Source organism: Labrys methylaminiphilus subsp. lupini (assembly GCF_051161885.1).
Lineage (GTDB): Bacteria > Pseudomonadota > Alphaproteobacteria > Rhizobiales > Labraceae > Labrys.
In genome coordinates this window covers 1,908,597-1,932,283 of the sequence record NZ_JBMDIH010000001.1, presented here as the reverse complement: position 1 = coordinate 1,932,283, position 23,687 = coordinate 1,908,597, and the positions used below count along the sequence as shown (strand labels likewise).

The following is a 23,687-nucleotide window of genomic DNA, read 5'->3' as shown; positions in this document are numbered from 1 at the left end:
GCCTATGAGGCAAATGGTTTCATTATTAAACTTACTTCAGATGGAGTTTGCCATGCCTTCGGACGTGGAATTGGGTCCCTCCGGCACTGCGACACTGGATGCCGGGGCGAGGCAGCCCTCAGTGCTGCTGTCCCGCTCGCTCATTCTGCTTTTTGCCGTGGCAAGCGGCCTTGCGGTCGCCAATGCCTATTTCGCCCACCCCTTGCTCGACGTCATGGCCGACGATCTCGGCCTGTCGCGGGCCACCGCGGGCCTGATCGTCGGCGCGACCCAGCTCGGTTACGGCATCGGCCTCATCCTGCTCGTGCCGATCGGGGATCTGGTCGATCGACGCAAGCTGGTCATCGCCCAGTCGCTGCTTTCCGTCCTTGCTCTCGTCTCGATCGCCTTTGCCTCCAGCGGCGCCATGCTGCTCGTCTCGATGACCGCGATGGGCCTGCTGGCCGTGGTCACCCAGGCCTTCGTCGCCTATGCCGCCAGTCTGGCGCGGCCATCGGCACGGGGGGAGGTGGTCGGCATCGTCACCAGCGGCATCGTGCTCGGCATCCTGCTCGCCCGCGCCATTGCCGGCTTACTCACCGACCTCTCCGGCTGGCGTACGGTCTATGTCGTCTCGGCCGTGACGACGCTCGTCATCGTCCTGGCCTTGTGGAAGATGCTGCCCCCGCAGCCGCGTCCGGCGCAGCGCCTGACCTATCCCCGGCTCATCGGCTCTCTCTTCACCTTGTTCGTGCAGGAGCCGGTGCTGCGGATCCGTGCCATCATCGCCATGCTGATCTTTGCCGATATCACCACGCTGCTGGCGCCACTGGTGATGCCGTTGAGCGCACCGCCCTTTTCCTTGTCGCATAGCGTGATCGGCCTGTTCGGCTTGGCGGGCGCGGCCGGAGCCTTGGGAGCTTCCAGAGCAGGACGCTGGACCGACAAGGGTTTCGGGCAGCGCGTGACCGGTATCGCGCTCGGCCTGATGCTGCTGTCCTGGTTACCGATCGGGTTGCTGCCTCACTCGATCCTGTGGCTGGTTCTCGGCGTTCTCGTCATCGATTTCGGCCTCCAGGCCGTGCATGTCACCAATCAGGGCATGATCTACCGAGTCCGGCCGGAGGCACAGAGCCGGCTGACCGCGGCCTACATGGTGTTCTATTCGGTCGGCAGCGCCATCGGATCGTCATCCTCGACCATGGTCTATGCCTATGCCGGCTGGACCGGCGTCAGCCTGCTCGGCGCCACCATCGCGGCGATCGCCCTGGTCTTCTGGGCAGCCACCTTGCGGGCCACGCCCAAGGAGGCGACGCAGGCGATCGCCGCCACCAAGTAGCGATGAGATATGGAAAGGTTCAGGCCGACTGGCGTCTCATCAACTTGCCGAGCAGGGACGTCATTTCCCGCAAGGCCTGCAGCTCGCCGCTTTCCCGGGCAACGGCACAGCCTCTGTTCCAGACGGCGATGGCGGCCGGGGCATCCCCCGCTTTGGCATGGGCGGCGCCGAGCTGCTTGTAGGCGGCGGCGTAATCGGGTTTCAGGGCTATGGCTCGCGCGAGGTGCAGGATGGCCCCGGCCGGGTCGCCCTGTTCCAGCCGGGTGCGCCCGAGCGTGAAGCGTGCGAGGGCACTATCGCGCCCGGAGGCGATCTGCTGCTCCAGGCGTGCAATCAATCCGCCGGCGTCGGCCATGGCTGGGGCTCCTCGGCGAAGAGGGGCGGTATCTCTGAAAGCAGAGCCGGCCGATGATATTGCCGCCGGTGCCAAAGCAGCGGGGCCGACGTCTGTGCCAGTTGTGTTCCGACGATCGCGCCGGCGACGACGAGATGGGTGGGGATCGACATGCTGCCGATCAAGTCACAGTCGAGGGAGGCGGCGGCCGCGGAGAGACGCGGGGTGCCGGACGCCCAACTCTGCCACTCACCGATACCGAAGCGGTCTATGCCGCCAAGCCTGCCGGCGAAGGCATCGGCGATGTTCTCCTGGTCGCTCGCCAGCATCGTCACGGAAAAACGCCCCGAGGCAAGGATAAGCTCGGCCAGGCGGCATGTCCGGTCGATCGAAACCAGAAGGGAAGGCGGTTCGGCCGAAAGGGAGAGCACGGCCGTTGCCGTGCGTCCCTGGCGTTCGCCCTGCCAATAACCGGCGACGATGCACACCGTTGCCGCCAGGCTCGACATAGCCTCGGCGAACTCCGGTCGTTCGACGGGAGGTCGGCTGGGCGGTGTCAATGGCATGGGGATAACGGTGGCAGAGCGGTCGATCTCATGCATGGCACTTTCTCCCGGTCCGCCCGACCTACCGCGGCCTGCCGTCAAAGTGCGGCCAAATTGGCTTCCGCGAACTCGTAATTGGCCAGCTTGTCGAGGAAGTTCGCGACATAATCCGGCCGGCGGTTACGAAAATCGACATAATAGCTGTGCTCCCAGACGTCGAGACCGAGAAGGGGCGTGCCTTCGCCGGTGGCCAGCGGATTGGAGCCGTTGGGCGTCTTGGTCACCTTCAACTTGCCGTCCTCGCCCGCGACCAGCCAAGCCCAGCCCGAGCCGAACTGCGTAATCGCCGCCGTCTTGAAGGCTTCCTTGAAGGCATCGGTGCCGCCGAGATCGGCATCGATCTTGGCCTGCAGTTTGCCGGGGATGCCGCCGCCATTCGGGCTGAGCGCCTGCCAGAAGTGGATGTGGTTCCAGTGCTGCCCGGCATTGTTGAATACCGGTGCCACCTCGGGCCGGTCCTTTACCAGGGCGATGATCTCTTCGAGCGTCTTGCCCGCCAGCGCGGCGTCCTTTTCCACGAAGCCGTTGAGGGCGGTGACATAGGCCTGGTGGTGCTTGCCGTGATGGAGCTCGAGCGTTTCCTGGCTCATGCCGCGTGCGGCGAGGGCGTTGATGTCATAGGGCAGGGTTGGAAGCGTGAAGGCCATGATGTTTCTCCGGGATCGGAAGACCACGCTCGCCATAGCCGGCGGCGCAATCCGTTTTCAAAGTCCTGTCTTTGAAAAACGAATTACACTATATGTCAATTCATAAGTTGGAAAATCGACGCTCTTCGCTCACCGCATAAAGACCGTGGCGAGGTATTCGGCTTACCATCTGTATCTGGTCCCGGCGGTGCCTGTGACGGTGTTGCTGTCGCCGGCACCGGGAGGAGAAGGCCAAGCCTTGCAGCCGCTCGATATGGCAAGTGCAGCGCTTGAGCCAGATCGATTCGGAGTCTTGCCATTGCGCGTGACAGTGGTGATCTCCGCATCGCCGCGCACAATCGGGATGCCGGCGATAACGATGGCCGAGAGGCAAAGTGCTGTTTTCCAAGGCCGGCCTTGACATATCGTTGAGGCGTCAATAATCAAAGTTGTTGCTTGTTTTATTGCGAAACCCAACGCGCCTGGGCCAAAGGAGCGGCTTGCCCGTCCGTCCCCGGCGCTGCGCGGGAAGGAGTTTTTCAATGTCGGCTCAGGAAGGTGGGTGGGGAGCGTTGTTCTCGGGCCGCAACGCTATACGGTCGGTCGCACTGGCCGGCGGTGTCGGGCTGCATGCCATCAATGTTTATGTCGCTACCACTATCCTGCCTTCGGTGGTCTCCGATATTGGCGGGCTGGACTACTATGCCTGGAACACCACCTTGTTCGTGGTCGCCTCCATCATCGGCTCGGCACTGTCGCCCGGATTGCTGCGGAGCCGTGGTCCACGGGGCGCCTATGGCTGGGCCGCTCTGCTGTTCGCCTTCGGAACGCTCGGCTGCGCCCTGTCGCCCAGCATGCCGGTGATGCTGATCGGCCGATCGATCCAGGGCCTCGGCGGCGGTTTCCTGTTCGCCCTGTCCTACGGCATGATCCGCATCGTCTTTCCAGAAACCTTATGGCCTCGGGCCATGGGGTTGATTTCGGGCATGTGGGGGGTCGCCACGCTGGTCGGCCCGGCCATCGGCGGCATCTTCGCCGAGATCGGCGCCTGGCGTGCCGCCTTCTGGTCGATGATCCTGGTGGTGGGGCTGTTCGGTGGCATCGCCGTGGCTGTCCTGCCGTCGCGATCGGGAGAAGAAAGCAAGGGCTCCCGCACGCCCCTGGCTCAGCTGGTTCTGCTGAGCCTTTCGGTGCTTGCCGTTTCCGCCGGCAGCGTGCGGGCCGATCTGTCCTGGAATCTTGGCGGCATCGTCATTGCCCTGGTCGGGCTTGCCGCCTTGGTTGCCGTGGAAACGCGGGCAGGGCAGCGGCTGCTGCCCCGCGGATCCTTCCGCCTGTCGGCACCACTGGCGCTGACCTTCGCGACCATGTCGCTGCTCACCATTGCGGTAACGACAGGCGAGATGTTCATCCCGCTCTTCCTCCAGGTGCTGCACGGCCAGTCTCCCCTGATTGCCGGCTATCTTGCCGCCGTGATGGCAGCCGGCTGGACCGTGGGCTCGATCGGCAGTTCCGGGCAGCGGGGGCGCAACGCTGCGCGCACCATCATGGCCTCGCCCCTGGTGGCGTTCGCCGGCATGCTCGCCCTGGTTTGGCTGATCCCAACCGCCAGCGGCGGGGAGGGGCCGACGATCGCCCTGTTGTGCCTCGCTCTCGCCGTCGTCGGCATCGGCGTCGGCCTTGGCTGGCCGCATATGCTGACACGGGTGCTGCAATTGGCGCCGGAAAAAGATCGCGACATCGCCTCCGCCGCGATTACCACCACTCAGCTTTTCGCGACGGCCATCGGTGCGGCCCTGGCGGGCATGGTGGCCAATCTGGCCGGTCTCTCCGACCCCGGCGGCATCGCCGGCACCTCGAACGCGGCGTTCTGGCTGCTTGCCGTCTTCTCCGCTGCGCCGGCCCTCGCCTTGGTTACAGCAGGGCGAAGCGTGCGCGGCGCGGCCGACAAAGCGCAGCTTGCCGTGCCGTCGCCCTGAGGAATCATTCGGGTTTGTCCGGCAGCAGGCGCAGTATGTCTTCGAAAATCTCCTGCCATTCGGCTTCGGTCATCTGCACGAATTGAAAGCTGTGCAGGAAGAAGATGCCTTCGGAGGCGAGAAAGGCCAGGCGAGCCTTGCGCCCTTCGGGTGAAGAGGGGTCGATCGCCGTCAGATAGCGGCGGTACCAGGCGCGGGTATCAGCCAGTTGATCCGGGCTCTGGATCAGGGTTGCCAGCATGGCGGCCGAACGGGAGGCATCCTTGTCGTCGACATGGCGATTGGCCTCGACATAGGCCCGTACCAAGGCGTGAGGGCCTGGCTGTTTCGCCGCGATCCTGGCGACCTCGGCGTCGAAACTCTCGGCCCAGCGCTCGAGCATGGCCTTCAGCAGGCCATCCTTGGTGCCGAAGCAATATTGCACCCCGCCTTTGGTGATTCCGGCCTCCTTGGCGACGGCGTCGATGCTCAACCCTGCAGGTCCGATGCGTGCCACCACGGCCTCTGCCGCATCAAGAACCAGATTGCGATCAATGCTACGGGGGCGGCCCAAACCACTTCTCTCTTTTGTTTCAATACGAATGTATTTATATTCGGCGAGTGCGGTGGGCAAGCTGTCCGCTTTGCGCGGAAGATTCCTTTCAACACTGACACTTGACCAATGGCATATCACAATCGCTGGCTGGTTCTCGCAATCGTTTCGAGTGCCTTGTTCCTCATCGTCGTCGACCTGACCGTGCTTTACACGGCGCTGCCACGCCTGACCCATGATCTGGCCGCAACGGCCTCTGAAAAGCTCTGGATCCTCAATGCCTATCCTCTCGTCGTCGCCGGCTTGCTGCCGGGCTGCGGCACGCTGGGCGATCGCATCGGCTCCAAGCGGATGTTCATGGCGGGCCTGCTCAGCTTCGGAGCGGCATCTCTGCTGGCGGCCTTCGCGCCGAGCTCGGTCATATTGATCGTTGCCCGCGCTTTGCTAGCCGTCGGCGCTGCCATGATGATGCCCGCGACCCTCGCCATCATCCGTGTCACCTTCGCCGACGAGAAGGAGAGGGCCTTCGCCATCGGCGTCTGGGCGGCAGTGGCTTCGAGCGGCGCGGCTTTCGGCCCGGTGCTCGGCGGTCTGCTGCTCGAATTCTTCTGGTGGGGATCTGTCTTCCTGATCAACGTTCCGGTGGTGATCCTCGCCTGGGTGGCGGCCGGACTGGTGCTGGAAAATCGGCCGGGCCGGGCTACCCATCCGTGGGACTTCGTCGGTTCGCTCCAGATCATGGTCGGGCTGATTGCCACGGCCTATGCCATCAAGGAATTGGGCAAGCGTTCGCCGAGTTGGGAGGCCGCCCTTGCCGCCGGGCTCATTGGCGCCCTGGCATTCCTCATGTTCAGGCGGCGCCAGCGCCGGAGCGAGACGCCGCTGATCGATTTCGGCTTGTTCCGCAACCCCGAATTCGCCGCGGGCGTCATCGTGGCCACGGTCTCCTCGGCAACCCTGATCGGCGTGGAACTGGTGTTCAGCCAGCATCTGCAATTGGTGCGGAACTTGTCCCCCTTGCAGGCTGGCCTGCTTCTATTGCCCATCCCTCTGGCCTCTATCGTGGCCGGGCCACTTGCCGGGCTTGCCTTGCCGCGGCTCGGCGCCCGTCACGTGCTTTGGATGTCGCTTGCGGTTGCCGGTACAGGTCTTGCCTTCTTCCTGCTGACGCATGACCGAACGGCGGCTCTCTGGTTGACGGCCCTCAGCGCCATGGGGTTCGGCGTGGGAGCGTCGATGTCGGCTGCTTCCAGTGCGATCATGGTCAATGCGCCGGAGGAGCGGGCCGGCATGGCCGCCTCGATCGAGGAGGTTTCCTACGAGCTCGGTGGGGCGCTCGGCGTGGCTGTGATGGGCACCATCATGTCGGCGATCTACACGGCGATGCTGGTGCTGCCGCCCGACCTGCCCGTAGCCGGCACGGTGCGCGACAGCCTGGACGAGGCCCTGCTCGCGGCTGAAGGGTTGCCCTCGTCCTCGGCCGACATGCTGGTTCGGTTGGCGCGCTCGGCTTTCGAGCAGGCCTTTCTCGGTGTGATCGCCGTCTGCTCGCTGCTCTTCTTGCTGACGGCGCTTGTCGTCGGCCTGATGGGGCGCCGTCAGGACCGCCTGAGTGATCGTCAACCGATCGGTTGACGATCACGGAAGAGCTGTCGTCAGTTGCCGGCCGTCGCCCGATCCGGTTTGTTCGCCACCTTCGCGGCAGGCACTTTCTGCTCGCGCAGTTCGAACCACATCGCGTTGAGGATGGCGAAGGAGCAGGCGAGGCCAAGGCCGAGGATCCAGGAAAAATACCACATGGTCGGGCTCCTTCAGTAGGCGTTGGGGTTGCGGCCGATCGAGTCGGCGGTGACGGGGCCACGCATCACGCGGAAGACCCAGGTGGTGTAGGCCAGGATCAACGGCAGGAAGAAAGCCGTCACCAGCAGCATGACGAAGAGCGTCATGTGGCTGGAGGAAGCGTCCCATACAGTCAGGCTGACCTTGGGGTCGAGTGAACTCGGCAGCAGGAAGGGAAACAGCGCCAGGCCTGCGGTGGCGATGATGCCGATGATGGCGAGGCTGCTGCCGGCAATCGCAAGCTTGCCCGAACGGGCCGAGAGACCAGCAAAGGCCACCAGTGGCCCGAGCAGGCCAAGGGTCGGCGCCGTCCACATCCAGCCATGGGTATGGAAATTGGCGAGCCAGCGGCCGACTTCGAGAGCGACGGTCTTGCCGAGCGGATTGGAAGGCCCGAGCGGATCCTGCGGGCTAGTGACGACATAGCCGTCGATGCCATAGGCGATCCACACGCCGCCAAGGGCGAACAACACCAGGGTTGCCAGAGCGGCAAGTCGGCCATAGCCACGCGCGCGCTCCGTCATCGGCCCCTGGGTGCGGGCCGAAATCACCGCTGCGCCATGGGTTACCAGCATGGCAAGGCTGACCAGGCCGGCGAGCAGCGGGAAGGGGCGCAGCAGGCCGAAGAAGTTGCCGGCATAGGAAGGCCGCAAGGTGGCATCCAGGCCGAACGGTACGCCCAGCAGCACGTTGCCGACGGCGACGCCGAAGATCAGGGCGGGCACGAAGCCTCCGAGGAAAAGTGCCCCGTCCCACAGATTGCGCCAGCGTTGATCCTGGAGCTTGCCGCGGAACTTGAAGCCGACGGGACGCAGGATCAAAGCGAGCAGGATGGCAATCATCGCCAGGTAGAATCCCGAGAAGGATGTCGCATAGAGGGCTGGCCAGGCCGCGAAGATCGCGCCGCCGCCCAGGATCAGCCAGACTTGGTTGCCTTCCCAGGTCGGCCCCATCAGGTTGATGAGGATACGGCGTTCCTCATCGGTACGCGCGGCAAAGGGCAGCAGCGCGCCGATGCCGAGATCGTAGCCATCCATGATGGCAAAGCCGATCAGGAGTACGCCGAGCAGGGCCCACCAGATCAGGCGCAAGGTTTCATAGTCGAGGGGTATCGTGTTCATGAGTGCATATCCAGATCTGGCTCAGCGCGGCGCGCGCGCAAGGGCGGGCTCGGGCAGGGGGCCTGCGCCAGCCGGTGCTTCATCGAGCACGCTGTGCTCGGATGGTCCCTTCCGGATGGTTTTCACCATCAGGAGGATCATGACGATGAGCAGGCTGGTATAGAGCGCCAGGAAGAAGCCCAGGCTGATGACGAGATCGGTAAGGGTGAGGCCGGAAGCGGCATAGAAGGTCGGCAGCACGCCCTCGATCGCCCAGGGCTGGCGGCCATATTCGGCGACCAGCCAGCCGGCCTCGATCGCCACCCACGGCAGTGGCAGGCTCCACAGGGCCACGCGCAGGAAAGCGCGGTTCTCGCCAAGACGGTGGCGGCAACTCATCAGGAAGGCGAGGCCGAAGAAGGCGATGAAGTAGAAGCCCAGGGCCACCATGACGCGGAAGCTCCAGAACAGCGGCGCCACGCCGGGTACCGTATCCTGGGCGGCACGCTGGATCTCCTCCTGCGTGGCATTCTGAATGTCGGGGCGATAGCGCTTGAGCAGCAGCGCATAGCCAAGATCCGGCCATTGCCTGGCGAAAGCCTCGCGAGCGGCCTTGTCGTTCGGGTCCTTGCGGATGGCGTCGAGACTGGCCGAGGCCTGGATGCCGTTACGGATACGGACTTCCGCATGCTCGACAAGCGGCCGGATGCCTGGCAATTCCTTGTTCAGGCTGCGGGTTGTGATCAGGCCCAAGACCCAGGGAACCTTGACTTCGAAGCGATTGCCGTCCTTGCCCGGAAGGGCGAAGACCGTGAGGCCGGCCGGCGCTGGCTCGGTCTCCCACATGGCCTCGATGGCGGCGATCTTCATCTTCTGGTGTTCGGTGGCGACATAGCCGCTCTCGTCCCCCAGCACGACGACGGATAGCGCCGAGGCAAGGCCGAAGCTCGCAGCCACCACCATGGAGCGCCGCGCAAGATCGCGATGGCGTCCGCGCAACAGGAAAAAGGCACTGATCGCCATCACGAACATCGAACCGGCGACATAGCCGGCGCTGACCGTGTGCACGAACTTGGCCTGGGCGACCGGATTGAAGATGACCGCGATGAAATCGGTGATCTCCATGCGCATCGTGTCGGGATTGAAGGCCGAGCCGACCGGGTTCTGCATCCAGCCATTGGCGATCAGGATCCACAGGGCCGAGAAATTCGCGCCCAGTGCCACCAGCCAGGTCACGGCCAGATGCGCCACCTTCGACAAGCGGTCCCAGCCGAAGAAGAACAGGCCGATGAAGGTGGCCTCCATGAAGAAGGCCATCAATCCTTCAATCGCGAGGGGGGCCCCGAAGACATCGCCGACATAGTGGCTGTAATAGCTCCAGTTCATGCCGAACTGGAATTCCATCACGATGCCGGTGGCGACACCCATGGCGAAGTTGATGCCGAACAGCGTACCCCAGAACAGCGTCATGCGACGCCAGACCGGGTTGCCGCTCATCACATAGACGCTTTCCATGATGGCGATCAGGACGGAAAGACCAAGCGTCAAGGGCACGAAGATGAAGTGATACATGGCTGTCGCCGCAAATTGCAGCCGCGACAGGTCAACGATGGTGAAATCGATCATAGACGCCCAACCTGCTCCAATACTGGCATTGCACCAGTCTCAAGTTTCCCTAAACGGGCAACCCGTGGCGGGCATTGATCGAAATCAATGCCCCAGCAGCCCGCGGCGGCTAAAGATGCGGGGATTGTGCTTCGGTTGGTTTTGCTTTTGCAAGACAAATTCTAAATTAGGCAACACTTTGCTCCGTAAGAAGAGCGGTGGATATACTGGCGCCATTGGTGAACTATCTGGGCTTGTGTTGCGTAGAAATTGCAGATGAGGTCGATGTGGAGCAAGCAAGCGAGAAGGTCGGCGTCCAGATCGCAGGAAGGCCAAACGGGCGAGACGGCGCCGCTCTCGTCGCTCTAGCCCGCAATGCCCGACAGGGGCTGGCGATCGCAACGATCCTGCCGCTCGTCTCGGGGGGGCTCCTCGTCGTCCAGGCCTATCTGCTGGCTTCGGTGCTGCATCGGGCCGTGGTGGGAGGAGAAAGCGTCGCCGCCCTGGGCAGCCTGATCGTCTGGATCGCCGTCCTGATCGCCTCGAGGCTCGTACTGGCAGCGCTGGGCGAGCAGGCGGGTATTGCCGCAGCCGAGCGCATCAAGTTCGAGTTACGCGGGCGCCTGGCCTCGCGCCTGGCCGCCAGTTCGCTCGAATGGTCGGCCTCACGCTCCTCCGGTGCATTGAGTGCGGCGGTGGTGGACCAGGTCGAAGCACTCGACGGCTTCTTTGCCCGCTTCCTGCCGGCGAGCATACAGGCGGCCGTGCTCCCGCTGGCTTTTGCCGCGGCGGTGCTGCCGGTCGACTGGGTGGTCGGTCTGCTCTTCCTGCTGACGGCGCCACTCATCCCGCTGTTCATGGCGCTGGTGGGCTGGGGGGCGGAGGCGGCGACCAAGGCCCAGGCCAATGCGCTTGTGCGGCTGGCCGGGCATTTCGCCGATCGCCTGCGCGGCATGACCACACTGAAACTCTTCGGTCGTGCCGAGTTCGAGACCCGCGATGTCGAACGAGCGAGCGAGGATCTGCGCCGCAGGACCTTGCGCGTGCTGCGCATCGCCTTCCTGTCCTCCGCCGTGCTGGAATTCTTCGCCGCCCTCGGCGTTGCCGGCGTGGCGCTCTATGTGGGCCTGACCTATCTCGGGCTCGTGGACCTGCGCGGCTCCGCCCTCACATTGCAGGCAGGCCTGTTCTGCTTGCTGATGGCTCCGGAAGTCTATCAGCCCTTGCGCCTGCTTGCCGCCCACTATCACGACAGGGCTTCAGCCAAGGCGGCGATTGCCGAGATCGAGGCACGCTTCGCCGGACTGCCGGAGGCAGGCACCGCTTCGGAGCGCGCAGCGCGTCTTCCGGCTTCGTCCGGCGGATTGCCGCTCCGTATCGAGCACCTGACCATCCGGGTACCCGACAGCGATCGCGTCCTGCTCGACGACATCTCGCTGGAGATCGCAGCAGGCCGGCACCTCGCACTTTTCGGTGAAAGCGGGATCGGCAAGTCGAGCCTTTTGGAAACGATAGCCCGCCTGAGGCCGGGTGACGGCATCCATGTCGCAGGGCTTGAGCTTGCTGCGATCGACGAAGCCAGCCTGCGGGCGGGCGTCGCCTTCATCAGCCAGCGCGCGCGCCTGTTTCATGGCTCGATCGCCGAGAATATCAGGCTGGGCAAGCCCTCCGCCTCGGCGGAGGAGATTGCGCGCGCGGCAGAACGGGCATGTGTCCTGGATTTTGCCTCGAAGCTGCCCGATGGGCTCGATACCCCGATCGGAGAAGGCGGCGTCGGCCTGTCGGGCGGTGAAGGGCATCGGGTCGCCCTGGCGCGCCTGTTCTTGCGAGAACCCGGCCTGATTCTCCTGGATGAGCCGACGGCACATCTGGATGCCGCCACGCAGGCCCGTGTACTCGATGCCTTGGTCGATTTTGCCGCCGGTCGAACCATGATCGTCGCGACCCATTCGCTCGCCGTAGCCGCCCGGCTGGATGAGGCCTGGCGGCTGGCCGGCGGCAAGCTGCTGCCGATGCCGCATTTTCCCGCCGGCAAGGCACACAAACAGCCGAGGTGGACCGCATGATCGCCCTGTTGTCCTTCTGGCCGCTGTTCCGCCAGCACATCGGCCGCATGGGGCTGGCGCTGATGTTGGCCGTGCTGACCTTGGCCGCCGGTGTCGCACTGCTCTGGATCTCGGGCTGGTTCCTGACGGCGGCGGCTCTCACCACGGCGGCGGCGAGCTTCAACCTGTTCGGTCCGTCCTCGCTGATCCGGGGCCTGTCCTTGGTGCGGATCCTCTCGCGCTATGGCGAAAAGCTGGTCGGACACGACGCCACCTTGCGCCTCCTCTCGGCTCTCAGAGGCTGGTTGTTCGCGCGCCTGTTTCCGCGCGTTCCCTTGCCGTCACGCGATCTCAGGCATGGTGACCTCGTCAGCCGGCTCACGGCCGACGTCGATACGCTCGACACCGTCTTCCTCACGGCGTTCGGCCCCTTCCTGACGGCCTTCTTGATCGGGACCGGTATGACGGCCGGGCTGTTCTTTCTGCTGCCGGCCTCCGCTCCGATCTATGCTGCGGTCCTGATCCTCGCGCTTGTCGGCGTTCCGGCCGTGCTGACCCTATTCTCGCGCCGGCTGGGTGCGGAACTGGTGGAGGCCTCCGCCGCCTTGCGCATCGCCATGCTGGATCGCATCGATGGCCACGCCGATCTGGTTGCCTTCGGCGCGGTCGCTGCGGCAGGTCAGGAATTCGACCAGGCAGCAAAGCGGCTCGCGCAGGCCCGCAGACGCTCAGCACGCGCCGGCCTGCTGGCCGGGGCGGCTGTACAGGCGCTGGCGGGACTCGCCCTCATCGGCGTGCTCTGGTGCGGCGTCCAGGCTTTGCGGCAGGAAGAGATCGGCGGCCCTCTGCTCGTCGGCCTGCTGCTCGCGGTACTCGCGAGCTTCGAAGCAACGGCCGTGCTGGTGCGCAGTGTCGCCAAATTCGGTGCTGCCCTGACGGCCGCCCAGAGGGTGCGTGCGATTGCGCAGATGGCTCCCGCAATCGGCGATCCCCAACGCCCCGTGGCGCTGCCGGATGGCGACCTTGCCGTGAACCAGGTGACTTTCGGCTTCGACCCGGCGCGTCCGGTGCTGCGCAACCTCAGCCTTGCGATTTCGGCAGGCGAGCGCGTGGCAATCATCGGCGAGAGCGGTAGTGGCAAGTCGACCTTGCTTGCCCTGCTGCTCAGGCTGCACGATCCCCAGGCCGGCTCGATTGCAGTGGGCGGCACCGATATCCGCACCGTGCGCCAGGCCGATCTCCATGCACGGGTCGCCCTATTGAGCCAGAATGCGCCTGTCTTTCTCGGCTCGGTGCGCGACAATCTGTTGATCGGCCGAGCCGAGGCGAGCGATGCCGAACTCTGGTCTGCGCTCGACGCGGCCCGGATCGCGAATTTCGTGCGGAGCCTCCCCGAGGGGCTCGATGCCTTTGTCGGAGAAGCGGGACGCACTTTGTCCGTCGGGCAGGTGCGGCGGCTCTGTCTTGCCCGCGTCCTGCTGTCACCAGCCGAAATTCTGGTTTTCGATGAACCGACCACCGGCCTCGATCGAGCCATGGAGGTGGATTTCCTGGCCGATCTCGCAGCCGCTACCAAGGGGCGCAGCGTCATCCTCGCAACCCACGCCGACATCCCGGCGGGAGCAGTCGACAAGATGCTTGCCCTCGTCGACGGTCGCTTGATACCGGCAGAACTAACAGGCGGCTGAACGCCGATGTTCGGGCGGAATGCTGATGCCGGCGATGTCGGTGAGCCGGTCCTCGCGCAGTATCTCCACCAGATGGGCTTCGGGCAGGCGGATCAGTCCCTGCGTCTTCAGCCGGGTGAAACAGCGACTGACGGTCTCAATGGTCAGGCCAAGATAATCGGCGATATCGGTCCGCGACATCATCAGCTGCAACACATGTCGATGATGGGGCTGGCCATTGGCCCGGGCATCGAGCGTGAGCAGGAAGCTTGCCAGCTTTTCGAGCGGCGCCAACCGGCCGAGCATGAGCTGATTGTCTTGGGCCTGGCGCAAGGCCGCTCTGGTCATGCGATGCAGCCTGTCCCTGAGGCTCGGAAACTCGCTCATCAGCAACTCCATCTCGCGGATGGGGAAGGCGCACAGATTGGAAGCGATGACGGCTTCGGCCGATTGGGAATGGACGTCGTCGTCGACCAGGCCGAGATAGTCGCCCGGCAGCAGAAAACCGGCGATTTGCCGCCGGCCATCGGGCAGATCGGTGAAGAGCCTGAGCATGCCGGATGTCAGGCTGTAGACCTTGCGGCGGGGATCGCCCTGGCGCAGCAGCGTCTGGTTGGGCTGGAGCGCCATCGGGCTGACAATGCTTTCGAGACGATGAAGATCCTCATCGGCCATGGCCGCGCAAAGAGCCTGGTGCCGAACGTCACAGTCGCTGCAGGCTCCGCAAGCCTTGCGGACTAGCGTGAGAGGAGAGCGGAATCCGGCTGCTGCGCCCATGATGAGAACCAATCGCGTTGCGACGAAGTCTATGGGGTAGCAGGTGGGGGCAGAGCCCGCGACTGGACATTTCGTCCAGTCGGACCGTCTGGCGACGGCGAGGCGACGTGGGCAGCAAAGGGCGAGCAGCTTCGCGAGTGGGTTGAGAATGCAATTCTAATACAGGAGATAAGTACTTCTAATTTGCCAACATAGATGATGCAGCCCTTAATTAGTTCTATCCGAAATCGATGAATTTGGTTCTCGGAAAGAGAAAATTCGGGAGGGGATATGGCAGATTACAGCATTTTTGATCTTGGTGACGTCGTATTGCAGTCTGGATCTACGTTGCGCGCGACGAAGTTGGCCTACAAAACCTATGGCAATCTCAATGCCAAGCGGGACAATGCCATCGTCTACCCGACCTGGTATTCCGGCCAACACTATGAAAACGAGTGGCTGATCGGGGAGGGCATGGCCCTCGACCCCAACCGCTACTTCATCATCGTGCCCAACATGCTCGGCAACGGCCTGTCGAGTTCACCGAGTAACACGCCCGAACCGTGGAACAAGGCGCGCTTTCCCAAGGTGACGCCCTATGACAACGTGCGCCTGCAGCACAGGCTCGTGACGGAGAAGTTCGGCATCGAAACGCTGCCATTGGTGACGGGCTGGTCCATGGGCGCGGGGCAGACCTATCACTGGGCGGCTCTCTATCCGGATATGGTGCAGCGCATTCTGCCCTTCCAGGGCGCGGCACGCTGCTCGCGGCATAATTTCGTCTTCCTTGAAGGCGTGAAGGCAGCGCTCACCGCCGACGCGGCCTTCAAGGAAGGTTGGTATGACACATCCCCCACGCGGGGACTGCGAGCCATGGCCCGGGTCTATGCCGGTTGGGGCTTCAGCCAGGCCTTTTATCGGGAAAAGCTCGACCTCGAAGTCATGGGCTATGCCAGTCTGGAGGATTTCCTTGTCGGCTTCTGGGAAGGCATCTTCCTGCCCCGCGATGCCAATAACCTTCTGACCATGCTGTGGTGCTGGCAGCATGGCGATATCAGCAAGAACGAGCTTTTCCACGGCGATTTCGAAAAGGCACTGGGCGCCATCAAAGCCAAGGCCTTCGTCGTGCCGGCGTCAACGGATCTCTATTTCCCGCCGGAAGACAATATCCATGAGGTCAAGCACATGCCCAACGCCGAATTGCGTCAGATCGACAGCATCTGGGGCCACTTTGCCGGGGGGCCGGGCACCAGTCCCGCCGATGTGAAGACGCTCGACAATCTGCTCAAAGAACTGCTGGCCAGTTGAGCGCGGGAGGCTTTCATGCTGGTCGGCTTGGTTCTGCTCTATGTCGGCGTGGTGCTGTTCCAGAATGGTCTATGGCTGCTCGGCCGGATCGGGGACAGGGAAGTCGCCTTGCCGAACTTCTTTTCAGGGGCCGTGCTGGCCCTCGTCAGCCTCGACCTGGTGATGGGAGGTACGCTCACACTCGGGGCGGTCAAATCGGCCGCGCTGATTCTCCTGTTCGGCATCACCTTCCTCTGGGTCGGCTTCAACCAACTCAACGGGAATGACGGACGCGGACTGGGCTGGTATTGCCTTTCCGTGGTCGCCATTCTCCTGCCGATCACCATCGAGAGCTTCCGGGCGGCGGCCACTATCTGGGACCATTGGTTTGCGCTGTGCTGGCTACTTTGGGCCACCCTCTATGCGATGTTCTTCCTTTTGCTGGTAAAGGGCATGCGGATTGGCCGCCCGACAGGCTGGATGGCTTTGTTCAACAGTGTGGTCACCGGCCTTCTCCCCGGCTATCTCTTGCTCGGAGGTCATCTGGCATAGTCATCTTGCCTGGCCGGGCAGAGGAAGCCATGTCGTCGACCTATCTCGATATTCGCTCGTTGCGCGCCTTCGTCCTGACGGTCGAAACGGGAAGCCTTACCGAGGCTTCCCGCCGCATGGGACGCACGCAGTCGGCCGTGACCCAGCAGATCCAAAAATTGGAACAGATCATCGGACGCCCCCTGTTCGATGACACCAGGCGGGCGCTGGAACTGAGCGAGACCGGCACGGTGTTCCTTTCCCATGCCCGTCAGATTCTGAGCAGCCACGACGAGTGCCTGGCGCGCTTTACTCCGAAGACAGCCGAAGAGAAGGTGGTTTTCGGTGTGCCCGATCTCTACGCCACTTTCCTCTTGCCGCCGATCCTCAGCGCCTTTCGTCGGGACTATCCGCATATTCGCATCGAACTGCGCTGCGCCCTGTCGAGACCGCTGGTGGCGCGAGTGCGCGAGGGCAGCGTCGACATCGCCTTGGTGACGCGGATGGACGGCTTCACCGGCGGCCAGGTGGTCGGGCGCGAGCAACTGGTCTGGCTGACGGGAGCAACCTCATCGGCCCATCTGGAAGATCCCGTGCCGATGGCTCTGCTTCCGCCCGGCAATATCTATCGCGACTACGCCATCGAGGCGCTCGACAGGGCCGGGCGGAGCTGGCGCATCGCCTGCGTCAGTGACAGCATCAGCGGGCTGCAGACGGCCGTGCTGTCGGGTATCGCCGTTACTGTGCTGATCGAGAGCGCCCTGGTGCCGGGGCTGCGCCAGCCGCCCATGCAGGCGGGCTTTCCAGCCTTGCCGAGCGTTGACCTGCTGCTTTACCGCTCGGCCACTGAGCAGAGCTCGCCGGCTGTGGAAACGCTTCATCGCTATCTGCTCAACCATCTCAGCCTGACGGGCGGCAAATAGGAAGAGGCTATGCCGCCTCGCGCGGACCGACGGCCTTGCCATGAAGCGAAAGCGCCGCCGTCTTCAGGCAGCCGAGATAATGCTGGCGGTTGCGGATGCCGTCCTCGCGCGGCGTCACCAGGCAGAGCGTGGCGGTGCAGCGATCCTGGCCGTCGAAGACCGGCACGGCGAAACAGTGGGTGAAGCTGTCGACGATGCTGTTGAAGGTGAACTCGCCCGCTGCGGCAGCCTGGCGGACTTCGGCGATGAAGTGGCCGGGATCCAGCATATTGCCATTGGGCAGGCGGAAATCACCGGCGGGAATGAAAGCCAGGATCTCCTCGTCGCTCAGATGCGAGAGCAGGAGGCGCCCCGAGGCGGTCCAGGGGATTGGCACCGCACGCCCGACATCCGAGGAAATCCGAAACGGCCTCACACCCTCCTTCATGCGCACGACAGTATATTTGTTGCCGTCCAGCATGCAGAATTGGGCGGTCTCGCGCGTCTCCGCGGCAATCTGGGCAAGGACCTTGTCGCATTCGCGCATGAAGTCGAAATGGTCCTCATAAGCCGCGCCAAGGAAATAGAGCTTGCGGCCGAGATAGACCCGCCCCTCGCCATCGGCATATTCGAGAATGCCATTGCGCAGCAGGAGATTGACCAGTTCATAGACGGATGAGCGCGGAGCCCCGATACGAGAGGCGATCTCGTTTGGCTTGGTCGGCTCGCGCTTCATGCGCAGGAAATCGAGGATCTCGAAGGCACGGTCGAGGCCACGCGTGCGCCTGGCAATACCTTCGTCGCTGATTGAATCCATTCCTGTCCTACCTGACCCGCTCGAGCGGGGTGCCCCCCTGCTGTTGTTTCACTGATGAACGTTACGGCACGCATCAACGCAAGCCGCAAACCGATCCTTTCCGCAATGATATTTCGAATTGGGCGGGTGATGCCTTCAAAAATTTCGCCGCCCGCTTGTCAGCCCCGAAAAACCGCCTATAGTTCGAGATGTCCGATATTGTGACCATATGTACAGTATATTGTACATCACGCAAGAGCCAAGGCTGCAAACAAGGCCCGCTGGCTCACAAGAGGGGAACGACATGATCAAGACTTCATTGCTGAGGAAGCTCACCGATCGGCGCGCCTTGATGGCGGGTGTCGGTCTCGCCGTGTTCGCCTTCGCGGCCACGGCAGGCGCGGCTCAGGCCGCTTCGAACTGCGTGAAGGGCGACCGCAAGGCGCCTTATCGTATCGGCTGGGCCAACATCTATTCCGTGCCGACCTGGATGAAGCAGACGGAGGGCACCATCGTCAGCGAAGTCGACGGCCTCAAGAAGGAAGGGCTTGTCAAGGACCTGATGATCACCGACGCGCAGGGCAACGCGCAGACCCAGATCCAGCAGATCCAGTCGATGATCGACGCCAATCTCGATGCCATCATCGTCGAGGCCGGCTCGTCCACGGCGCTCGACCGCGTCATCTCCGACGCCTGCGCCAAAGGCATCGCCGTGATGAATTTCGACAGCCTGGTCGACACCAACAATCTCACGGCCAAGATCAACACGGATTCGCTCGAATGGGGCAAGCAGGCCGCCGAGTGGATGGTCAAGCAGCTTGGTGGCAAGGGCAAGATCATCATCATGAACGGCCCGGCCGGCGTCTCGGTCAGCGATGATCGCCGCAAGGGTGCCCAGCCGGTGCTCGACGCCAATAAGGGCCTGGAGATCATCACCGAGACCAACACCGAATACAATGTCGCTCCCGCCCAGGAAGCGATGACCAGTCTGCTTTTCGCCAATCCCCAGATCGACGGCGTGCTGTCGCTCGGCGGCGCCCTGTCGGCCGGTTCGGTGCTGGCCTTCGACCGACAGGGACGCGACCAGGTGCCGACCACGGGTGAGAACGCCCGTCAGTTCCTGGAGCTGTGGAAGGAGAAGAAGCTGAAGGGCTGGGGTACCATGCAGCCCAATTGGCTCGGTGCCTTCTCCGTCTATGCGGCGGTCCAGGCATTACAGGGCAAGACCATCCCGACCAAGGTCAAGGTGCCGCTGCCGGTGATCGACGACAGCAATATAAACTCCTATCTGGCCCGTGCCGACAAGTTCCCGGCGGATGGCTACATCTACTCTGACTATGACAAGGCGCTCTTCGACAAGCTGCTGGCGCAGTAAGCGTCAGGGTTTGCATAGAGAGTTTGTCTCATGACCGATCGTCCACCCTTGCTGGAAGCCCGTCAGGTCCTGAAGGGCTTTTTCGGCAACCCGGTGCTGAAGGGCGTCAGCATCGCGTTGCGCCCGGGCCGGGTGCATGCCCTGCTGGGCGAGAACGGGGCCGGCAAGTCGACGCTGATCAACCTGCTGTCCGGCGCCTTGGCGCCGGATGGTGGCGAGATCGTGCTCGACGGCAAGCCCGTCACGCGTTTCAACCCGGATCTCGCCCGCAAGGCCGGCATTGCCGTGGTCCAGCAGGAGCTCAGCCTCACGCCCGAGCTTTCCATCGCCGAGAATATCGGCCTGGGTGCCTATCCTCGCCGTTTCGGTCTGGTGGATTATCGAGAACTCCAGCGCCGCGTCGAGGAGGTCTGCGCCCTTGTCGGCCTGACGGAAGAGCCTGACGTACTGGTCGGCGACCTCGCACTCGGTCGAAGGCAGATGGTAGAGATCGCCAAGGCGCTCTTTCGCCGTCCTCGCGTATTGATCTTGGACGAGCCGACCTCCTCGCTGTCGGGCCATGAGGCCGGTGTCCTGGCGGGGTTGATCGGCAGGCTGTGCGATGAGGGGCTGGCGCTTCTCTATATCTCGCATCGCCTCAACGAGGTGCGGGCGCTGTGCTCGCATGTCACGGTGCTGAAGGACGGCGTGGTGACGGCCGACCAGCCGCTCGCCGGCGTCGACGCCGAGGGGCTGGTACGCCTGATGGTGGGGCGCGATGCCGGCGACTTGTTTCCGGCCTGGACGCCGCGGACCATCGGCGAGGAACGCATCCATCTCCAGGGCTTTTCTGCCGGCATGGTGCGCGACGTCGACTTCATCGCCCGCTCCGGCGAGATCGTCGGCATCGGCGGCCTGGTGGGGCAGGGGCAGGAGGATTTCCTGCTCGGGCTCTACGGCGCCATTCCCGCCTCGGCGCAGAGCGCCTGGCTATGCGGCAAGTCAGGCCTGTTCTCCACGGTGGGCGCCGCCAATGCGGCTGGCCTCGCCTATGTGCCGGCTGATCGCAAGAAGGAGGGGCTGATCCTGCCCCATTCCATCGCTTCCAACCTGTTGCTGCCTTCCCTCGATCTCCAGGCGCGGCACGGGCTGCGGGATAGCGGCCGCGAACGCTCGATGGTCGCCGAGCTTGCCCGGCGCCTCACCATCAAGGGCGATACGACACGGCCGGTGCAGGCTTTGTCCGGGGGCAATCAGCAGAAGGTGGCGCTGGCCAAGTGGCTGCCGCTTGATCCCTCGGTCCTGCTGCTCAACGACCCGACGCGCGGCGTCGACATCGAAACCAAGAGAGAGATCTATCTGATGCTCCAGGGCTTTGCCGCCGATGGCAAGCTGGTGATCCTGCTGAGCTCGGATACGCCCGAACTCGTGCATCTGTGCGACAGGGTCGTGGTGTTCAGCGAGGGCCGGGCCGTGTCCACGCTCGAACGGGACGCCATTTCCGAGGAAGCCATCGTCGGCTCCGCCATGGGTATCTCCAGCCGGGAGGCCGCGGCATGAGCGGCACTATCTCCTCGGCCAGCCTCTATCTTGCAGTCCAGCGCCGTCGCAATCGCGGCCTCGGCGGCCTCTATGTGGTCGTTGCCGTTTTTCTGCTGCTCTATGCCTGGCTCTTTCCCGGCATATTGAGCCTCGGCGGCTTTTCGAAATTCACCCAGAACTGGTTTCCACTCGCTCTGGTCACCATGGCGCAGGCCCTGCTGATGCTCAATGGCGGCATCACCTTGGCGGTGGGGCCGATGGTGAGCCTGGGCGCCGTGATCGCCGCAACGACGATGGGCGGCCCGGCCGGCTCGATCGGCGGCATCCTGCTGGTAGCCCTGGCCGGACTGGCGATTGGCAGCCTGATCGGCGTGATCGTCGCCTATCTGCGCCTGCCGGCCATCATCGTCACGCTGGCCGGTTCCTTCATCATCACCGGCGTCGCCTTGCTGATTTTGCCGCGACCCGGTGGCTTCGTGCCGCCCTGGTTCTCCGAGTTCCTGGCGGGTGACGGGCCGACGGCCTTCATCCTGCTGCTGACCGTGCTGGTTGCCTGGAAACTGTTCCTGGCCACGCCGACCGGGCTCGGCATCTATGCGGCCGGCGACAATCCGGTCGGCGCCTACCGCTCGGGCGTGCCGGTGGAAAAAGTGAAGGTGATCGCCTTTGCCATCTCCGGCCTGCTCGCCGTCCTCGCCGGCCTCTTCGTGGCGGCGCAGACCGGATCGGGCGATCCCGTTATTGGCAACCCCTTCACGCTGAACTCGATCGCCGGGGCAGTATTGGGCGGCGTTGGCTTCCTGGGCGGCAAAGGCACCATGCGCGGCGCGATCTGCGGCAGCCTGCTGCTCTCGGTGATGATCAATGTGATGTTCTTCCTCGGTTTCCCGCCGGTCGCTCAATATGTCGCCCAGGGCCTGATCATCGTCGGGGCCGTGGCCATTCCCGAACTCTCCGCGCGCTGGAGGAAGCAATGAGCAGCCTGTCCGCCACCGTGAAGGGGATTTTCAGGAGCCCGGCGCTGCTCACTCTGATCCTGGTGGCGCTGGTCTGGCTTGTCGCCAGCCTCAGCCTCCGTGGCTTCGGCGCCTATGGTCATCTGCGCTACCTCCTGGAATTGGCCGCCGTGATCGGCATCGTGGCAGCGGGGCAGACGCTGGTGATCATTATGGGCGGTATCGATCTTTCGGTCGGAGCCGTAATCACCGTCACCGCGATCATGATTCCGCTGATTTCGCCGGGCTGGGACGCCTCGGGGTTGGTCGGCATCGTCGGGGCCCTGGCGATCGCCACCTCGATCGGCTTGCTGAACGGCGCCGGCGCCGCCTTCCTGCGCGTACCACCGATCATCATGACCCTGGCGATGGCGACCTTCCTGCAGGGCCTGCTGGTGATCGTCGCCGGCGGCAGCGCTGTGTCCGTGACCAACAAGGCCGTGATCTGGCTGGGTTCGGCGCGGCCACTCGGCGTTCCCGCCGGCATCATCCTGTGGGCCGTTGTCTCCCTTGCGGTACTTGTCCTGCTGCATCGCATGCCGATGGGCGTGCGCTTCCTGGCACTGGGCGCCAACCCAGTGGCGGCACGGCTGTCGGGCGTGAGCGTCACCCGCAATACGCTGCTGCTCTACGCCCTGTCCGGCTTCTTTGCGGGCCTTGCCGGCACGCTCATCCTCGGCATGAACCGCCAGGGCTATGTCGGCATCGGCGATCCCTATCTCCTGATGTCGATCGCCGCGGTGGTGCTCGGGGGCACCTCCATTCTCGGCGGCAAGGGCAGCTATGCCGGCACTATTCCGGGTGCCATCCTCTTGGTGACCGCGACGGCCCTGATCACGGTGGTCAACGCCTCGCCGGGCTGGCGCTCGATCATGTTCGGCTCGCTCATCCTGGCCCTGCTGCTGATCTCGGGGCGTGAGGCGCGCCGATGACCGCTGTCTATGGCGGGCCGATCATCGACCCGCATCATCATCTTTGGGACCTTTCGCTGGGACGCCACCCCTGGTTGCGCCCGCCCGAGGGCGAGGAGAGGGAAATGGTGTTCGGCAGCCTGGCGCCGATCCGGCGCAATTACGGTGTCGCCGACTATCTTGCCGATGCCGTTGGCCAGAACATCGTCGCCACCGTGCATGTCGAAGCGGGCTGGTCTTCCGAACATCCTTTGGAGGAAAGCCGCTGGCTCGAAAGCCTCGACAGAACGTCGGGCGTGGCGCGGCGCATCGTCGCCCGCGTGCCGCTCGACCGTCCCGATGCCGCGGCGCTGATCGAGGCGGAAGCGGCAAACCGTCTCGTCGTCGGCATCCGGGATATCGTCAGCTGGCACCCGGAGCCAGCCAAGAGCTTCGCGCACTCGAGGGACCTGATGGGCGATCCGCAATGGCGCAATGGCTTGCGGGCGGCGACACGGCTCGGCTTCGTCTTCGACCTCATGCTGTTCCCCTGGCAGATGGCGGAAGCCCTCCGCCTCGTCGCGGATTTCCCGGACACGCTGTTCGTGCTCAACCATTGCGGCAGCCCGGCCGACCGAAGTCCGGAGGGCATGGCGCTGTGGCGGCAGGGCCTAGAGGCGCTGGGGCGGGCCGACAACCTCCTCATCAAGATCTCCGACCTCGTCGCCTATGACAATCACTGGAGCCTCGACAGCCTGAGGCCAGTGATCGAGCATTGCATCGCCTGTTTCGGGCCGCGGCGCGCGATGTTCGCCAGCGATTTTCCGGTTGCCGGGCTGCATGCGCGCTTCGCAGAGGTCTATGACGCCTTCCGCATCGTGGCCGTCGAACTCAGCGCGAGCGAGCAGCGGGATCTCTTCTTTGCCACCGCCAACCGGGCCTATCGGCTCGGTCTCGACAACGCCGCCGTCAGCGGAACCTGAT

At 63.9% G+C, this 23,687-nt stretch carries 22 protein-coding genes; 13 read left to right on the top strand and 9 right to left on the bottom strand.

Annotation, left to right across the window (positions count from 1 at the left end):
• Nucleotides 1-52: 52 nt before the first annotated feature.
• Nucleotides 53-1,318: an MFS transporter gene (locus ACN6KF_RS09150; RefSeq protein WP_434956549.1), complete on the top strand. Its 1,266-nt coding sequence runs from the start codon at nucleotides 53-55 to the stop codon at nucleotides 1,316-1,318.
• A gap of 19 nt (nucleotides 1,319-1,337) precedes the next feature.
• On the opposite strand, the gene ACN6KF_RS09145 is transcribed toward ACN6KF_RS09150, so the two are convergent.
• The 3 genes from ACN6KF_RS09145 to ACN6KF_RS09135 are packed head-to-tail and all read right to left on the bottom strand — an operon-like array spanning nucleotide 1,338 to nucleotide 2,904.
• Complete coding sequence (locus tag ACN6KF_RS09145; RefSeq protein WP_434956548.1) at nucleotides 1,338-1,673, bottom strand: tetratricopeptide repeat protein; 336 nt, start codon at nucleotides 1,671-1,673, stop codon at nucleotides 1,338-1,340.
• Nucleotides 1,652-2,254 carry a flavin reductase family protein gene (locus tag ACN6KF_RS09140; RefSeq protein WP_434956547.1) on the bottom strand — a complete coding sequence of 201 codons (603 nt, stop codon included), beginning with the start codon at nucleotides 2,252-2,254 and terminating at the stop codon, nucleotides 1,652-1,654. Before ACN6KF_RS09140 ends, ACN6KF_RS09145 begins: the two co-directional genes overlap by 22 nt.
• A 41-nt stretch (nucleotides 2,255-2,295) precedes the next feature.
• Nucleotides 2,296-2,904, bottom strand: a complete 609-nt coding sequence (locus ACN6KF_RS09135; protein WP_434956546.1) for a superoxide dismutase — start codon at nucleotides 2,902-2,904, stop codon at nucleotides 2,296-2,298.
• A 521-nt stretch (nucleotides 2,905-3,425) separates the two neighbouring features.
• On the opposite strand from ACN6KF_RS09135, the gene ACN6KF_RS09130 reads away from it, so the two are divergent.
• Nucleotides 3,426-4,862, top strand: coding sequence for an MFS transporter (locus tag ACN6KF_RS09130; protein WP_434956545.1), 1,437 nt, complete (start codon nucleotides 3,426-3,428; stop codon nucleotides 4,860-4,862).
• A 4-nt stretch (nucleotides 4,863-4,866) separates the two neighbouring features.
• On the opposite strand, the gene ACN6KF_RS09125 is transcribed toward ACN6KF_RS09130, so the two are convergent.
• Nucleotides 4,867-5,415, bottom strand: a complete 549-nt coding sequence (locus tag ACN6KF_RS09125) for a TetR/AcrR family transcriptional regulator (protein WP_434956544.1) — start codon at nucleotides 5,413-5,415, stop codon at nucleotides 4,867-4,869.
• Between the two features lie 108 nt (nucleotides 5,416-5,523).
• On the opposite strand from ACN6KF_RS09125, the gene ACN6KF_RS09120 reads away from it, so the two are divergent.
• The gene (locus ACN6KF_RS09120; protein ID WP_434956543.1) at nucleotides 5,524-7,029 is read left to right on the top strand and encodes an MFS transporter; all 1,506 of its coding nucleotides are present in this window, start codon (nucleotides 5,524-5,526) and stop codon (nucleotides 7,027-7,029) included.
• Between the two features lie 20 nt (nucleotides 7,030-7,049).
• On the opposite strand, the gene cydX is transcribed toward ACN6KF_RS09120, so the two are convergent.
• The 3 genes from cydX to ACN6KF_RS09105 are packed head-to-tail and all read right to left on the bottom strand — an operon-like array spanning nucleotide 7,050 to nucleotide 9,959.
• Nucleotides 7,050-7,193 carry a cytochrome bd-I oxidase subunit CydX gene (cydX, locus tag ACN6KF_RS09115; RefSeq protein WP_434956542.1) on the bottom strand — a complete coding sequence of 48 codons (144 nt, stop codon included), beginning with the start codon at nucleotides 7,191-7,193 and terminating at the stop codon, nucleotides 7,050-7,052.
• Between the two features lie 12 nt (nucleotides 7,194-7,205).
• On the bottom strand, nucleotides 7,206-8,354 hold the full coding sequence (gene cydB, locus ACN6KF_RS09110) for a cytochrome d ubiquinol oxidase subunit II (RefSeq protein ID WP_434956541.1): 1,149 nt from the start codon (nucleotides 8,352-8,354) through the stop codon (nucleotides 7,206-7,208).
• Between the two features lie 21 nt (nucleotides 8,355-8,375).
• Entirely contained in the window at nucleotides 8,376-9,959 is a 1,584-nt protein-coding gene (locus ACN6KF_RS09105; RefSeq protein WP_434956540.1) for a cytochrome ubiquinol oxidase subunit I, read from the bottom strand.
• Nucleotides 9,960-10,225: 266 nt separating this feature from the next.
• On the opposite strand from ACN6KF_RS09105, the gene cydD reads away from it, so the two are divergent.
• Nucleotides 10,226-12,004, top strand: coding sequence for a thiol reductant ABC exporter subunit CydD (gene cydD, locus ACN6KF_RS09100; RefSeq protein ID WP_434956539.1), 1,779 nt, complete (start codon nucleotides 10,226-10,228; stop codon nucleotides 12,002-12,004).
• Entirely contained in the window at nucleotides 12,001-13,671 is a 1,671-nt protein-coding gene (gene cydC / locus ACN6KF_RS09095; RefSeq protein WP_434956538.1) for a thiol reductant ABC exporter subunit CydC, read from the top strand. Before cydD ends, cydC begins: the two co-directional genes overlap by 4 nt.
• On the opposite strand, the gene ACN6KF_RS09090 is transcribed toward cydC, so the two are convergent.
• The gene (locus ACN6KF_RS09090; RefSeq protein ID WP_434956537.1) at nucleotides 13,657-14,427 is read right to left on the bottom strand and encodes a helix-turn-helix domain-containing protein; all 771 of its coding nucleotides are present in this window, start codon (nucleotides 14,425-14,427) and stop codon (nucleotides 13,657-13,659) included. The genes cydC and ACN6KF_RS09090 overlap by 15 nt on opposite strands.
• 270 nt (nucleotides 14,428-14,697) lie before the next feature.
• Between ACN6KF_RS09090 and ACN6KF_RS09085 the strand changes: the two genes are divergently transcribed.
• The 3 genes from ACN6KF_RS09085 to ACN6KF_RS09075 are packed head-to-tail and all read left to right on the top strand — an operon-like array spanning nucleotide 14,698 to nucleotide 17,147.
• Nucleotides 14,698-15,714, top strand: coding sequence for an alpha/beta fold hydrolase (locus ACN6KF_RS09085; RefSeq protein ID WP_434956536.1), 1,017 nt, complete (start codon nucleotides 14,698-14,700; stop codon nucleotides 15,712-15,714).
• Nucleotides 15,715-15,729: 15 nt separating this feature from the next.
• Nucleotides 15,730-16,245 (top strand): AmiS/UreI family transporter, encoded by a 516-nt coding sequence (locus ACN6KF_RS09080; protein WP_434956535.1) that lies wholly within the window; start codon nucleotides 15,730-15,732, stop codon nucleotides 16,243-16,245.
• Nucleotides 16,246-16,274: 29 nt separating this feature from the next.
• On the top strand, nucleotides 16,275-17,147 hold the full coding sequence (locus tag ACN6KF_RS09075) for a LysR family transcriptional regulator (protein WP_434956534.1): 873 nt from the start codon (nucleotides 16,275-16,277) through the stop codon (nucleotides 17,145-17,147).
• 7 nt (nucleotides 17,148-17,154) lie between these two features.
• On the opposite strand, the gene ACN6KF_RS09070 is transcribed toward ACN6KF_RS09075, so the two are convergent.
• The gene (locus ACN6KF_RS09070; protein WP_434956533.1) at nucleotides 17,155-17,943 is read right to left on the bottom strand and encodes an IclR family transcriptional regulator; all 789 of its coding nucleotides are present in this window, start codon (nucleotides 17,941-17,943) and stop codon (nucleotides 17,155-17,157) included.
• A gap of 283 nt (nucleotides 17,944-18,226) precedes the next feature.
• Between ACN6KF_RS09070 and ACN6KF_RS09065 the strand changes: the two genes are divergently transcribed.
• Genes ACN6KF_RS09065 through ACN6KF_RS09045 form a run of 5 tightly spaced genes read left to right on the top strand, consistent with a single transcriptional unit; the run spans nucleotide 18,227 to nucleotide 23,686 of the window.
• Nucleotides 18,227-19,297 (top strand): ABC transporter substrate-binding protein, encoded by a 1,071-nt coding sequence (locus tag ACN6KF_RS09065; protein WP_434956532.1) that lies wholly within the window; start codon nucleotides 18,227-18,229, stop codon nucleotides 19,295-19,297.
• A gap of 30 nt (nucleotides 19,298-19,327) precedes the next feature.
• Nucleotides 19,328-20,836, top strand: coding sequence for a sugar ABC transporter ATP-binding protein (locus ACN6KF_RS09060; protein ID WP_434956531.1), 1,509 nt, complete (start codon nucleotides 19,328-19,330; stop codon nucleotides 20,834-20,836).
• Nucleotides 20,833-21,795, top strand: a complete 963-nt coding sequence (locus ACN6KF_RS09055; protein ID WP_434956530.1) for an ABC transporter permease — start codon at nucleotides 20,833-20,835, stop codon at nucleotides 21,793-21,795. The genes ACN6KF_RS09060 and ACN6KF_RS09055 overlap by 4 nt, the downstream gene beginning before the upstream one ends.
• Nucleotides 21,792-22,745: an ABC transporter permease gene (locus ACN6KF_RS09050; protein WP_434956529.1), complete on the top strand. Its 954-nt coding sequence runs from the start codon at nucleotides 21,792-21,794 to the stop codon at nucleotides 22,743-22,745. The genes ACN6KF_RS09055 and ACN6KF_RS09050 overlap by 4 nt, the downstream gene beginning before the upstream one ends.
• Nucleotides 22,742-23,686 (top strand): amidohydrolase family protein, encoded by a 945-nt coding sequence (locus ACN6KF_RS09045; RefSeq protein ID WP_434956528.1) that lies wholly within the window; start codon nucleotides 22,742-22,744, stop codon nucleotides 23,684-23,686. The genes ACN6KF_RS09050 and ACN6KF_RS09045 overlap by 4 nt, the downstream gene beginning before the upstream one ends.
• Nucleotide 23,687: the final 1 nt, after the last annotated feature.

Coding starts and splice junctions, on each gene's coding strand:
- ACN6KF_RS09150 (WP_434956549.1), top strand. CDS start 53: ATGCCTTCGGACGTGGAATTGGGTCCCTCCGGCACTGCGACACTGGAT.
- ACN6KF_RS09145 (WP_434956548.1), bottom strand. CDS start 1,673: ATGGCCGACGCCGGCGGATTGATTGCACGCCTGGAGCAGCAGATCGCC.
- ACN6KF_RS09140 (WP_434956547.1), bottom strand. CDS start 2,254: ATGCATGAGATCGACCGCTCTGCCACCGTTATCCCCATGCCATTGACA.
- ACN6KF_RS09135 (WP_434956546.1), bottom strand. CDS start 2,904: ATGGCCTTCACGCTTCCAACCCTGCCCTATGACATCAACGCCCTCGCC.
- ACN6KF_RS09130 (WP_434956545.1), top strand. CDS start 3,426: ATGTCGGCTCAGGAAGGTGGGTGGGGAGCGTTGTTCTCGGGCCGCAAC.
- ACN6KF_RS09120 (WP_434956543.1), top strand. CDS start 5,524: ATGGCATATCACAATCGCTGGCTGGTTCTCGCAATCGTTTCGAGTGCC.
- cydX (WP_434956542.1), bottom strand. CDS start 7,193: ATGTGGTATTTTTCCTGGATCCTCGGCCTTGGCCTCGCCTGCTCCTTC.
- cydB (WP_434956541.1), bottom strand. CDS start 8,354: ATGAACACGATACCCCTCGACTATGAAACCTTGCGCCTGATCTGGTGG.
- ACN6KF_RS09105 (WP_434956540.1), bottom strand. CDS start 9,959: ATGATCGATTTCACCATCGTTGACCTGTCGCGGCTGCAATTTGCGGCG.
- cydC (WP_434956538.1), top strand. CDS start 12,001: ATGATCGCCCTGTTGTCCTTCTGGCCGCTGTTCCGCCAGCACATCGGC.
- ACN6KF_RS09090 (WP_434956537.1), bottom strand. CDS start 14,427: ATGGGCGCAGCAGCCGGATTCCGCTCTCCTCTCACGCTAGTCCGCAAG.
- ACN6KF_RS09085 (WP_434956536.1), top strand. CDS start 14,698: ATGGCAGATTACAGCATTTTTGATCTTGGTGACGTCGTATTGCAGTCT.
- ACN6KF_RS09080 (WP_434956535.1), top strand. CDS start 15,730: ATGCTGGTCGGCTTGGTTCTGCTCTATGTCGGCGTGGTGCTGTTCCAG.
- ACN6KF_RS09075 (WP_434956534.1), top strand. CDS start 16,275: ATGTCGTCGACCTATCTCGATATTCGCTCGTTGCGCGCCTTCGTCCTG.
- ACN6KF_RS09070 (WP_434956533.1), bottom strand. CDS start 17,943: ATGGATTCAATCAGCGACGAAGGTATTGCCAGGCGCACGCGTGGCCTC.
- ACN6KF_RS09065 (WP_434956532.1), top strand. CDS start 18,227: ATGATCAAGACTTCATTGCTGAGGAAGCTCACCGATCGGCGCGCCTTG.
- ACN6KF_RS09060 (WP_434956531.1), top strand. CDS start 19,328: ATGACCGATCGTCCACCCTTGCTGGAAGCCCGTCAGGTCCTGAAGGGC.
- ACN6KF_RS09055 (WP_434956530.1), top strand. CDS start 20,833: ATGAGCGGCACTATCTCCTCGGCCAGCCTCTATCTTGCAGTCCAGCGC.
- ACN6KF_RS09050 (WP_434956529.1), top strand. CDS start 21,792: ATGAGCAGCCTGTCCGCCACCGTGAAGGGGATTTTCAGGAGCCCGGCG.
- ACN6KF_RS09045 (WP_434956528.1), top strand. CDS start 22,742: ATGACCGCTGTCTATGGCGGGCCGATCATCGACCCGCATCATCATCTT.